The sequence below is a fragment of the Pseudomonas sp. F007 genome, assembly GCF_057814275.1.
Genome location: NZ_JBVATA010000008.1, coordinates 220,868 through 233,293, shown reverse-complemented (window position 1 = coordinate 233,293; position 12,426 = coordinate 220,868). Strand labels below are relative to the sequence as shown.

Here is a 12,426-nt window from a genome sequence, read left to right as displayed (position 1 = left end):
GTGGGCGATCAGGCCAGGAAGGTTTCAACCAGGCGCACCCAATAGCTCGCCCCCAGGGCCAGGCACTCATCGTTGAAGTCATAACCGGGGTTATGCACCATGCAACCACCCTCGCCGTCGCCGTTGCCGATCACCAGGTAACAACCCGGACACTGCTCCAGCATCACCGCGAAGTCTTCGCTGCCGGTCAGCGGCGTCATCTCGCTGATCAAGCCCTCGCTGCCCAGCCAATCCAGCGCCACCTGGCGGGCAAAGGCGGTGCGTTGCGGATCGTTGATCAACGCCGGAAAGCGCTGCGCCTGATCGACCTCGACCGTCGCCGTGGCGCCGAAACTGGCGGCCTGGGCCTGGGCCACGGCGCTGATGCGCTCGATCAACAGCTCGCGGACTTCGAGCTTGAGCGCCCTGACGCTCAACTGCAGCTCGGCGTGGTCAGGGATCACGTTGGGGGCGATGCCGGCGTGAAAGGAGCCGACCGACACCACCGCGCAATCCAGCGGGTTGACGTTACGCGAGACGACACTCTGCAGCGCCTGGACAATCGCCGAGCCGGCGAGGATCGCGTCGGTGGCCTTGTGGGGCATCGCGCCATGGCCGCCCACACCCTTGACGCTGATGGTCAGGGTGTCGGTGGAGGCCATGAACGGGCCGGGCAGAAAACCGAACTTGCCGGTCGGCAGGCCCGGCATGTTGTGCAGGGCAAAGATCGCGTCACAAGGGAACAGCTCGAACAGACCGTCCTCGAGCATCCGCCGGGCACCACCATCGCCCTCTTCCGCCGGCTGGAAAATCAGCACCAGGGTGCCGTCGAATTCACGACTTTGCGCAAGATGCTTGGCGGCCGCCAGCAGAATGGCAGTGTGGCCGTCGTGGCCGCAGGCGTGCATCACGCCTTGATTGCGACTGGCGTAGGGCAAGCCGGTCTGCTCGACGATAGGCAGTGCATCCATGTCGGCGCGCAGGCCGATGACCTTGTTGCCAGAACCCAGGCGCAGGCGCCCGACCACGCCGGTCCCGCCCAGGCCACGGTGCACTTCGTAGCCCCACTCTTCAAGCCGGGCGGCCACCAGATCGCTGGTGGCGAACTCTTCAAAGCTCAGTTCCGGGTGGGCATGCAAGTGTCGGCGCAAGGCAATCATCTCTGCTTCGAGCGCTGCGATACCGGGTAAGACGCACGGCTGGGTCATGGGTTTTCCTTGTTGTTATTAACGGGCATGCTGCGGCCTCGATAATAGGCAGCCGGCCCAGCCGCCGGCAGTCGCAAAATGGTTGGACTGAAAACCATAGGTTTACACCTGAGCACAAGGAATCCGACATGAAACTGCATCAGTTGCAGGCATTGGTGGCCATCGCCGATTGCGGCAGCATCCGCGCCGCAGCCCGCAAAATCGGGGTCTCGCAGACCGCCGTGGCAAAGTCGCTGCGCGAACTGGAAAGCCATCTGCAACTGCCGCTGCTGACCCGCAATGCCAGTGGCGTACTGCTCACCCAGTATGGGCGCTCATTGTTGCTGCACGCCCGGCAAATGCTCGGTCAACTGGAGCAGGCACAGCTGGAGCTGACGCACCTGCGCGGCCAGGCCGAAGGGCATCTGCGCCTGGGCATTTCGCCGTGGATGGGCATGACTTTGCTGCCCGAGGTGGTGCAACTGTTCCGCCAGCGCATGCCGCAGGTACGGCTGGAGATTTTCGAGGGTTTGATGGCGGTTGCCTTGCCGCGACTGCGGGACGGCACCATGGAGCTTGCGGTGGGCCTGGTGTCGGCGCTGATGCCGCGACCGGAGTTTGCCTGCGACCCGTTATTTGCCTACGAAATGACGGTGATTGCTCGCCATGGCCATCCGAAACAGTACTGCCGCTCAATCCATGAGTTGCTGGATCAGGATTGGGTGGTCAACTATCCGGACGCCAACCATGACAGCTTCATGCACGAACTGTTCGGCCAACACGGCGCGCTGATCGCCGTGGAGCATGTGCAGCGTGCCCAGTCATTGCAGTTGATGCTGTCGCTGACCGAGCAGACCGACATGCTCAGTTATTGCCCGGAGCCGATGCTGACCGTGCCGGTCTTCGCCGAACGCGTGACCCGGCTGAACCTGGCCGAGTCCTTCGCCACCGACACCATTGGCATCGTCACCCCGCGCAACAGCCAGCCTGGCAGCGCCGCGCAGTGCTTTATCGACTGCATCCTGCAGGTGGTCCGACGCCGTTCGCGCTCGTCGAAGGCCGAAGACCGCCGACTGTTCGATACCTTGCAGATGCTGATCTGACTCAGACCGCTCGAGCCGCTACACCTGCGCAGCCAGCGCCGCCGTCATCTGCCGGTGACAGACCTCGAGGATTTCGTCGGCAAGCGGCGAATCGTCCGGACAGGCCCGGGACAACAGGATTGCCCCAACCGCCTGCGCCAGCAGCGCAATCATCTGCTCGCGCCCCTCCCCGGGCGGCGCATCCGCTGCGCTGGGAAATTTTTCACCCAGGGTCTGCAGCAAGCCTTCGATGCCGTCGGCAAAACTCGCCTTGACCTCGTCGGACTGGCGCGCCGCGTCGCCTGACAAGGCGGCCATGGTGCAGCCGCTGTCCCGGCGGTCGCGGTGATCCCGCGATACGTAGACGTCGATGAAGCCCTGCACATCCAGCTTCTGCGCACTGGCCAGCGATTGGCACAGGCTGTTGGCGGAGGCTTCGGCCATCAGGTCAGCCTTGGAGCCGAAATGTTTGTAGAAACCGCCGTGGGTGAACCCGGCCGCCGCCATCAAGTCGGCCACGCCGACCCCGTCGAAGCCGCGTTGGCGAAACAACGCTGAGGCGGTTTCGACGATGTGCTGCCGGTTTGCCTCGGCCTGGGCCTTGGTCACTCTCATGTGCATCACCTTGCGTAAGCGTTGAATCGTTGGTCGATGATACATAGATGTCGATCGTAATCAAATGATGTTGACAGTTTAGATTATGATCATCATCATAAAACCCAGAACACCGCAGTCACATCATTTCCCGACATCCCTGACCAAGAGACACGACCATGACCACTCGCCCTACCGTTCTGATCACTGGCGCCTCCAGCGGCATCGGCGCTGCCTACGCCGAGCGTTTCGCCCAACGTGGGCATGACCTGGTGCTGGTCGCCCGCGACCTGGCACGCCTGCACACCCTCGCCGCCCGGTTGAGCGGCGAGCATGGGGTTGCCGTTGATGTGCTGCAGGCCGACCTGACCCAACTCGGCGACCTGGCCATCGTCGAAGCGCGCCTGCGCGATGACGCCAGCATCGGCATCCTGATCAACAACGCCGGCGCGGCGCAGTCCGGCAGCTTCATCGAGCAGAGCACCGACAGCGTGGCCCACCTGGTGGCGCTCAACACCACCGCCCTGGTGCGCCTCGCCAGCGCGATCGCGCCACGCCTGGCCAAGGCCGGCGACGGGGCCATCGTCAACATCGGTTCGGTGGTGGGCCTGGCGCCGGAACTCGGCATGTCGGTCTATGGCGCGACCAAGGCGTTTGCGCTGTTCCTGTCCCAGGGCCTGAGCCTGGAGCTGGGCCCCAAGGGCGTCTATGTGCAGGCGGTACTGCCGGCCGCCACTCGTACGGAAATCTGGGATCGCGCCGGGATCGACATCAACAGCCTGCCGGAGATCATGGAAGTAGGTGATCTGGTGGATGCCGCGCTGATTGGCTTCGACCGCCGTGAGCCGGTGACCATCCCGCCGCTGCAGGAAGGTGAACGCTGGGACGCCTTGCAAGCGGCACGTCTGGGGCTGATGTCGCAGATCAAGCAGTCCAGCGTTGCGCAACGTTACCAGTCGGCCAAGTGAATGAAACGCAATGGGGCCGGTAATCGGCCCTGTTCCCGGTGCAACCGACCAGAGCAACCCGAGCATGAAAGCATTTTTTATCGATCGGTACGGCAAGCAGCACGGCGCGATTGGCGAGGTGCCCGAGCCTGCAGTTGGCGCCCATGACGTGCTGATCCAGGTGCACGCCGCCAGCGTCAATCCGTTGGACTCGAAGATCCGCAGCGGCGCCTTCAAACCGATCCTGCCCTACACGTTTCCCCTGGTGTTGGGCAATGACCTGGCTGGAATCGTCCTGCGGGTTGGCGCGGCGGTGACGCGCTTCAAGGCTGGTGATGAGGTCTACGCACGCCCTCCCGAGAGCCGTATCGGCAGCTTCGCCGAGCGGATTGCCGTGCACCAGGACGCCCTCGCACTGAAACCCACCCACCTCGACATGACGCAAGCCGCGTCCATCCCCTTGAGCGCCTTGACCGCCTGGCAGGTGCTGGTGACCAGCGCACAACTCAAGCCAGGCCAGAAGGTGCTGATCCATGCCGGCGCAGGCGGCGTCGGCACGCTGGCCATCCAACTGGCCAAACACCTGGGCGCCTTCGTCGCGACCACCACCAGCAGCGCTAACGTCGAGTGGCTGAAGGCGCTTGGTGCGGACCGGGTGATCGATTACACGCGAGAGGATTTCGCCAGCGAGTTGCACGACTATGACGTGGTCCTGAACAGCCTGGGCGCGGACGTCCTGGAACGATCGATCAAGGTGCTCAAGCCTGGCGGGCAGCTGATCTCTATCTCCGGACCGCCGACTGCGGAGTTCGCCCGGGAGCAGGGTTTGTCCTGGGGGCTACGGCAGGTGATGCGCCTGTTGAGCAGCGGGATTCGCCGCAAGGCCCGCAAGCAGGGGGTGATTTACCGGTTTCTGTTCATGCGCGCCGATGGCGCACAGTTGCAAGCGATTACCGCGCTGATCGAATCCGGCGCAATCAAGCCCATCATAGATAAGACCTTCGCTTTCGAAAGGACGGCGGACGCGCTGAGCTATGTCGAACAGGGCCGGGCCAAAGGCAAGGTGGTGGTGACCCTCAGTTAGAAACGCGGGGCATCTGCACCAACCCATTGGCCACAACCACCGTGGGAGCGGGCTTGCCCGCGATAGCGCCGGTACATCCACCCTCATCAGTGCATGATGAATCGCCATCGCGAGCGGGCTCGCTCCTGCAGGTGCTGTCAAAGGGTCTTGCAGGTCAACCACGCACTCCAGAACAGACTGCTGAAAAACCGTGTGGCATCGCCGAAGCCTGCATCATGCAAAAGCGTCTGCACTGCCGCCTCCGAGTGGGGTGGATCGGCGCCCTGGAGGATCTTGCCGAGCTTGGCCTTGACCTCATCCGCGCTCGCGCCATGCTGCCGCCAGCGCTGTCCCCAGGCGGCCAGCAGCAGCGGTTGGCTGGCATAGGCGTATTGATTACCGGCCACCACCAAGGGCGCGCCAGGTTTGAGACGGCGTTGGATGACGCGCAATATCTGCTGTTTGGCCGCATCCCCCGGCAGATGATGCAGCACGCCGATCAAGGTCGCCGCGTCGTATGGCTGATCCGCCGGCAGGTCCTCGACCTGCCCCAGGTGCAGGTCGACGCTGTCGAGCAGGTCGTTGACCTGCAACTGCTGGCGGGCGGCGTCGAGCATCGGCTCGGAGGGGTCGACGGCGGTGAAGCGCCAACCCGGCTCAAGCCGGGCCATGGCAATGATTTCCTGCGCCGTGCCGCCGGCGCCGACCACCAATATCCTGGCCTCATCGGCAGAACCCAGACTGGCGGCCAACATGCAGGCCGCCAGGTCCTGGCAGGCGTCGTAACCGGCCAGGGCGATACGACTCTGGCGTCCGTATTCGTCGGCACGCGAGCGATCAAACTTTTCTGCAGCGTTGACAGTGGGTGTGTTCAAGGCAGTTCTCCATGTCCTCCAACCACGTTACGCCAGACCCGACGCCATAAAAAATTCAATCATTTTATCCAGTGCATTCCCGTCGGGAATGGGAGGTAACCCGCGTCTAATCAATCCCACTGATGATTAATATCGAGAGCGCCGCCTGTCGACATGTCAGAATCGGTCCCTATAATCGCCGGCAACTCCCCCCGCTCCTTCGCCTGTTCCAGGCGCCATCCCCCTTGGAAATCAAGCCCATGCCCAGCATCAGCCCGACCTCTCACGAGGTCCCCGAACATAATCAACAGAGCGTCAAACAGCAGTGGCTGGCGATTCTCTCGGTCGCCGTCGGCGCCTTCGCACTGGTGACCAGCGAGTTCCTGCCGGTCGGTGTGCTCAACGATGTCGCCAGCGACCTCGGTATCAGCGCCGGCCAGGCCGGGCTGATGGTGACCCTGCCGGGGATCATGGCCGCCCTCGCCGCGCCCTTGCTGTCGGTGGGCATCGGTGCCATGGACCGGCGCTACCTGCTGATCGGCCTGACGCTGATCATGATCATCGCCAACGCGGTGGTGGCCTACGCCAGCGATTTCAGCCTGCTGCTGTTCGGTCGCGTCCTGCTGGGCATCAGTATCGGCGGTTTCTGGGCCACGGCCATTGCCCTGAGCAGCCGGCTGGCGCCCAGGGGCGTGGGGGTGGCGCAGGCGACTTCGATCATCATGGTCGGCGTGACCCTGGCCACCGTGCTCGGCGTGCCGGTCGGCACCTGGCTCAGCGGCCTGATGGGCTGGCGCATGACGTTCCTGGTCACCGCATTGGTGGGCGTGCCGGTGCTGCTGGCGCAAGTGTTCCTGCTGCCGCGCCTGGCGCCGGACAAGGCGATTCGCATCAGTGACCTGCCGGCGCTGTTCATCAATCCGCAAGCGCGGGTGGGCTTGATCGCCGTGTTGCTCATCGGCCTCGCGCACTTTGCCGCCTACACCTACGTCGCGCCGTTTTTCAAACAGAACGCCGGCTTCGACGGCCCGACCATTGGCTCGCTGCTATTGCTCTACGGCGTGGCCGGGGTGCTGGGCAATATCTTTGCCGGTTTCGCCGCCAACCGCAGCGTGCGCCACACGCTGATGCTGGTGGCGATCATGCTCGGCGTCAGCACCGCATTGTTCCCGCACTTCGCCACCGGCATGACCGGCGCCGCGCTGCTGATCGGCCTCTGGGGCTTCGCCTTCGGCGCCTTCCCGGCCTGCGCGAGCATCTGGATGTTCGTCGTCGCGCCCAAGGACGTCGAGCGCGGCATGCCGCTGTTTGTCGCGCTGTTCCAGGTGATCATTGCCCTGGGCTCGTTCTTCGGCGGGCAGATCGTCGACCAGATGGGCAGCTCGGTGCTGTTGAGCCTGGCCACCGCCCTGGTGGGCTGCGGCTTTGTCACGGTGCTGGTGCTGGGGCGTAACGTCAGCAACCGCCTGGCGGTGCAGCCGGCCTGAACCATGAGCGCCTCGCCGCTGTAAAGGCGATCGATGCGCTCGATGCCGCTTACGGGACTGTACGCAGTCCCCTGAGCCTTGCCCAAGCACCCTGGTCGCCGCCGACATGACGTCTCAACAACAAAGCTGGCGCCCTCGAGTCGGCACCTCCTGCGCTCGAAACCCGCCGTTGCACTGCTATGCTTGCTTGATTCTGTTCGCGCAGCAGAGACCCTCACCATGGCAGCCCAAGGCAAGCACTCCTCGCTCAGGTTCAAGGCCATTGCCTCGTCGGGAGTTTTCCTGATGGCTGGGGTGGCGGTCATGCTGCTCGCCGATTACTTCGAACTGACCACGGGTTGGCTGGCGGATCTGAGCGATTGGCTGATGTTGAAAACCTCGGTGCCGAACTGGGCGCTGTTGTTCATCATCGCGGTCCTGACCAGCCTGCTCTGCGTAGCCATTTTCCAGGCCCGAAGCACCTACGCCTTGAACGGCGCGCCCCATGGGGCAGCGCGTAAAGCCAGGAAACCCACCGCCCCATACCTTGTGCAACTGACCGATAACCAGACGCTGCTGTTGGAAGCGCTGGCCTATCACGCGCACTGCCGGAAAATTGCCAACCTGCAATCGGTCTGCAAACTGGTTTCCCTCAGTACGCAAGAAGTGGAACTCGGTCTCAAGCAACTCCAGGCCAAGCGGCTGATCAATCAGAACGTGACACGCGGGACGTTCGGTTCCACCACCTTCGAGTTGACGGCAGCGGGCAAGGAGCATGCCTTGGAACGGTTGAAGCTGACCTAGCACTGGACTGTCTCTCTCCATCGCCGCGCAGCGGGTAACCTCAACCGAGGTTTTCCATTGAGGCCAACGCCTGATCGAAATCAAAGCCTTCCGCGTGCCGCAATGCCTGCTGCAACTGTTCTTTGGCTTGCCCGCCTGGTGCCAGGGCCTGCAATTCACGCAAGACGCTCAATGCCTGGACATCACTCTCGGCCAGCAGCGATCTGACGTGGGCCAACTGCGTCTGCCATTGACCGGCTGCATGTACCGTATCCTCCGGCGCAGTGGCTTCGCTCAACACCGCCAGCCCCTGGAGCACCACGGCCAGGCTGCACTCGACCTGCGCCAGTCGTTCGCCCACTGCCAGCTCGCCCTCCTCGCCCAGGCACGCCTGCTCCAGTTTGCCAGCGACGCTTGCCAGTTCCGCGGCACCGATATTGCCCGCGGTACCCCGCAAGGTATGCGCCAACCTGATCGCCGCCACGCCATCAGCTTGACGGCGGGCGGCCAGGAAGTCGGCGCAGAACCCCTGTTGGCTGGCGTGAAACCTGTGCAGCAGTCGCAGATAGAGGTCAGCCTTGCCCATGCAGGTCGCCAGGCCAGCCCTGAGATCGATACCCGGCAGTTCGCTCGGCAACGGCAACGCCGGCCCGCCAGCAGACGGTGCGACCTCGTCGCTCGGCGGGCGACGGCCGGCACCGGGATGGATCCACTTGCCCAGGGTGTTGAACATCTCCTCGACGTTCAAGGGCTTGCATATGTGGTCGTTCATGCCGCAGGCCAGTGCACGCTCGCGGTCACCGGTCATGGCGTCGGCGGTCATGGCGATCACCGGCAGGTTCGCCCAGCGCGCTTGCTCGCGGATCCGCCGGGTCGCGGTATAACCGTCCATCACTGGCATCTGACAGTCCATCAACACGCCGTCGAGATCAGCATCACGCTCCAATTGCTCGAGGGCGTCGGCGCCATCGACGGCCAGGCGCAGGACGATCCCGGCACTCTCCAGCAGTTCGCAGGCCAGCTCCCGATTCAGCTCGTTGTCTTCCACCAGTAACAGGCGCGCGCCCCGCAGGCCGGCCATGGCCACGGCACTCTGGGCGGTTCGCTCGACGACCCGGGAGTCGAGCCGCGCAGACTGGCCCAGCACTGTGCCCAATGCTTCGAGCAAGGTCGAGGGGGTGACCGGTTTGGTCAACACCACCGGCAACTGGATGCCGTGACGCCTGGCCTCCTCCCGCGCCTCTTCGCGACCAAAGGCAGTGACCATGATCACCGAGGGGGTTTGCGCCAGCCTGGCGGCGTGCATCTGGCGCACCGTCTCCACCCCATCCATGCCCGGCATGCGCCAATCCATCAGCACCAGGTCGTAGGGCAGTTGCCTGGCTTCGGCCTCCACCAGCATGTCCAGGGCCACGCGCCCACTGGCCGCAACATCGACCTCGACGCCGAAGCTACGCGCCATGCCCGAGAGAATTTCACGCGCGCTGGCGTTGTCATCGACCACCAGCACCCGGCTGCCGAGCAACTCATCGGCACTCGGCATACGTCGTGCAGGGCTATCCTGCTGGACGCCGAGGCTGACCTCGAAATGAAAAGTGGAGCCCTGGCCCGGCGCGCTCTCCAGCCAGATGCGTCCGCCCATCAACTCCACCAGATGCCGCGAGATCGCCAGGCCCAAGCCCGTGCCGCCGTACTTGCGCGTGATCGAGCTGTCGGCCTGACTGAACGGTTGGAACAGCCGGGAGGCTTGCTCGGCGTCCATGCCTATCCCGGTGTCGCGCACCCAGAAATGCAACTGCACCTGCTCCCCTGCAGCGCCCCGTTGCTCGACGCCGAGCACGATCTCGCCCTGCTCGGTGAACTTGGTCGCGTTGTTGCCCAGGTTGATCAGCACCTGGCCCAGGCGCAGCGGATCGCCGATCAACGCGGTGGGCAGGCCGGCGTCGGTGTTGAACAGCAACTCCAGGCCTTTGTCCTCGGCCTTGAGGCCAATCATGTTGGCAAAGCCGTCGAGCACGTCCTCGAGGTGGAAGGCGGTGTGCTCGATGTGCATCTTCCCGGCCTCGATTCGCGAGAAGTCGAGGATGTCGTTGATGATCACCAGCAGGTATTCCGCCGAGCGATGGACCTTCTCGATGTAGTTGCGCTGGCGGTTGTCGAGCTCGGTGCGCAGAGCCAGGTAGCTCATGCCGATGATCGCGTTCATCGGCGTGCGAATCTCGTGGCTCATGGTCGCCAGGAAATTGCTTTTGGCCCGGGTCGCCTCTTCCGCGACCTCTCGCGCACGCTGTACCTCGACCTCGGCGGCCTTGCGGGCAGTGATATCGAAGTACCAGTTGGCCTTGATGTGGCGTTCACCCAGGGTCAGGGTGACGGCCGAAACCAGCACATCGAAGCGTTCGCCATCGAGACGTTGCAGTCCGGCCTCGAAGTTGACCACCGGACCTTGCGCGGCGGCTGCGCTGAAGCGTTGGTGGACTTGCGGGTCGACCCAGAATCGCCCCAGGTCCATGACTTCGAGTTGCTCCAGATCCGTGGCGAACAAACTGTCGAACTGCGGATTGCTGTAGGTCGGACGGCCACCGACATCCTTGATCAGCATCGCCACCGGGCTGCTGTCGAGTACCGCGCGCAACTGTGCCTCGCTGGCCTTGAGCGCCGCCTGCAATTGCCGGCGCTCGCTGACATCGCGCACCGAGGCGCACACGCAGACTCCGCCCCCTTCAAGGCTGGGCAGGTGCGACAGGCTGATCTCGGCAGAAAACAGGCTGCCGTCCTTGCGCACGCCTTGCAGGTCGTCGAGGTAGGCCCCCATCTGGCGCGTGGCGCCCTGGGTCAGGAAGTCCTGGCGCAACGCCCGGTGCTGGCCGCGATTGGCCAACGGCACCAGGCGTTCGATGGATTCGCCCAGCAGCTCATCGGTGGCGTAGCCGAACAGTTGATCGAGTTGCCGGTTGGTGCGCAGGATTACCCCCCCGGCATCCACCACCAGCATGCCGTCCGGCGCCGCTTCGATGATCCCGCGGTACCAGGCCTCAGTAGCCCGCAGCGCGCCCTGCTGGGATTCGAGGGCCTGCGCCTGTTCCTCCAGGCGCAGCGCCTGTTGTTCCATTTCATTGGCCTGGCGCCGCGTTTGCAGCAACAGGTCTTTCACGGCCTGGTTACGTTCCAGAATCGCCATGGCTGCCGCCAGGCGTGGCGTGGCCTCCTGCAACAGCAGCCAATCGCGCTCGGCCAACGGCTGCAGCCCGGCCAACTCGAGCACACCCAGCAACCGCTCGCCGCGCACAATCGGTTGCAGCAACAGGCAACTGGCCGGAATCTCGCCCAGCGGCGAGCGCAGACGCCAATACTGCTCCGGCAACGCCTGGAACTGCCGGGGCTGACGATCCAGTGCACACTGGCCCAGCAGGCCGTCGCCGAACTTGACCTGCGCCTCCGGCGGCCGGTCGGCGTCGGTGGCATAACGGCCCATCAGCAGCAGCGTGGCAGAATCTTCGTCGGCGCTGTACAGCACCCCCTGGCAGATACCGTGCAGGCTCGCCATGTGCTGCAAGAACACCTGGGCCAGTTCGTCCGGCGTCTCGGCCTGCTGCAGATCGACCTGCAGTTGCGCGGTATGGGCCTTGATCCAGCGCTGGCGCTCGAGTTGCTGCGACTCGGTCTGCAGCAGGGCGATGGCCCGCGCCAGATCACCGGTTTCGTTGCTCAGGTCGGTATGGGGAATGGGCTGGTCAAGCTGCCCCGCCGCCAACTGGTCGATCGCCACTCGCACCCGATTGAGTGGATTGCGGATCGACTGGCTGACCAGCCACGACAGCAGCAGCGCCAGCGACAAGCCACCGAACAGCAGGATGTAGGTCAGCTTGGTGCTGCGTTCGGCAAAGTCGGCCAGGTCCTTGGCCGTGTCGCGGATCGCTGCCTCCTTGACCTGGGCAATCGCATCGAGCAGGGCATCGGCCTTCAAATCGAGTTGCTGGAACTCCGTGCTGTTGAGCAGCAGCAATGCCTGGCCCTGGCGTCCCTGGTCGATCAGCAGGAAAGCTTGCTCGCTATCGTTCTCCAGTTGTTTGAGCAGCAGCTCGAACTCGGCGAGACGGGCAAGGTTCTCCGGGCGTGTCAGGGTCAGCTTGGCGTGAGCCAGCGCCAACTGCAGGCGGTTGCGGGTGTCACGCAGTTGCTGCAGCGATTCAATGCGGATCTCGGCGCTGTTGGTCCCCACCGCGCGCTGCAGCGCCTGCACCAGGTGAGGCAGGCGTACGCGGGCGTCACTCAGGTACTCCATCCCGGTCAGTTCCTGCAGATACAGCTGCTGCATGTCGCGCTTGAGGGATTCCAGGGTGCGCAGGCTTTGCACGCCGAGTACCAGCACCAGCAACAGCAGTGCGGCGAAGCCGATGATCAGCTTATGCAGCAGCGACAGACGCTCGAGAAAGGTACGCAATCCGGCCATGGCTTATCCTGGTGGTCC

The 12,426-nt window shown here is 64.1% G+C and carries 9 protein-coding genes; 5 read left to right on the top strand and 4 right to left on the bottom strand.

What is annotated here, in order from left to right:
• Nucleotides 1-8: 8 nt before the first annotated feature.
• On the bottom strand, nucleotides 9-1,187 hold the full coding sequence (locus ACZYR5_RS21250; RefSeq protein WP_489091403.1) for a M20 aminoacylase family protein: 1,179 nt from the start codon (nucleotides 1,185-1,187) through the stop codon (nucleotides 9-11).
• A gap of 128 nt (nucleotides 1,188-1,315) precedes the next feature.
• Here ACZYR5_RS21250 and ACZYR5_RS21245 point away from each other — a divergent pair, with 128 nt between their 5' ends.
• The gene (locus ACZYR5_RS21245; protein ID WP_489091402.1) at nucleotides 1,316-2,269 is read left to right on the top strand and encodes a LysR family transcriptional regulator; all 954 of its coding nucleotides are present in this window, start codon (nucleotides 1,316-1,318) and stop codon (nucleotides 2,267-2,269) included.
• A gap of 18 nt (nucleotides 2,270-2,287) precedes the next feature.
• On the opposite strand, the gene ACZYR5_RS21240 is transcribed toward ACZYR5_RS21245, so the two are convergent.
• Nucleotides 2,288-2,863: a TetR/AcrR family transcriptional regulator gene (locus tag ACZYR5_RS21240; protein WP_489091401.1), complete on the bottom strand. Its 576-nt coding sequence runs from the start codon at nucleotides 2,861-2,863 to the stop codon at nucleotides 2,288-2,290.
• A gap of 158 nt (nucleotides 2,864-3,021) precedes the next feature.
• Here ACZYR5_RS21240 and ACZYR5_RS21235 point away from each other — a divergent pair, with 158 nt between their 5' ends.
• Together ACZYR5_RS21235 and ACZYR5_RS21230 are read left to right on the top strand one after the other, a co-directional pair.
• Entirely contained in the window at nucleotides 3,022-3,810 is a 789-nt protein-coding gene (locus tag ACZYR5_RS21235) for an SDR family NAD(P)-dependent oxidoreductase (RefSeq protein WP_489091400.1), read from the top strand.
• Between the two features lie 64 nt (nucleotides 3,811-3,874).
• Nucleotides 3,875-4,873, top strand: a complete 999-nt coding sequence (locus ACZYR5_RS21230) for an NADP-dependent oxidoreductase (protein ID WP_489091399.1) — start codon at nucleotides 3,875-3,877, stop codon at nucleotides 4,871-4,873.
• A gap of 137 nt (nucleotides 4,874-5,010) precedes the next feature.
• Here ACZYR5_RS21230 and ACZYR5_RS21225 read toward each other — a convergent pair whose 3' ends face one another.
• Nucleotides 5,011-5,727, bottom strand: a complete 717-nt coding sequence (locus ACZYR5_RS21225) for a class I SAM-dependent methyltransferase (protein ID WP_489091398.1) — start codon at nucleotides 5,725-5,727, stop codon at nucleotides 5,011-5,013.
• 239 nt (nucleotides 5,728-5,966) lie between these two features.
• Between ACZYR5_RS21225 and ACZYR5_RS21220 the strand changes: the two genes are divergently transcribed.
• Nucleotides 5,967-7,193 (top strand): MFS transporter, encoded by a 1,227-nt coding sequence (locus ACZYR5_RS21220; protein WP_489091397.1) that lies wholly within the window; start codon nucleotides 5,967-5,969, stop codon nucleotides 7,191-7,193.
• Nucleotides 7,194-7,412: 219 nt separating this feature from the next.
• Nucleotides 7,413-7,976, top strand: coding sequence for a hypothetical protein (locus ACZYR5_RS21215; RefSeq protein ID WP_489091396.1), 564 nt, complete (start codon nucleotides 7,413-7,415; stop codon nucleotides 7,974-7,976).
• Between the two features lie 40 nt (nucleotides 7,977-8,016).
• Here the strand turns inward: ACZYR5_RS21215 and ACZYR5_RS21210 are convergent, their stop codons facing one another.
• Nucleotides 8,017-12,408, bottom strand: a complete 4,392-nt coding sequence (locus tag ACZYR5_RS21210) for a response regulator (protein WP_489091395.1) — start codon at nucleotides 12,406-12,408, stop codon at nucleotides 8,017-8,019.
• Nucleotides 12,409-12,426: the final 18 nt, after the last annotated feature.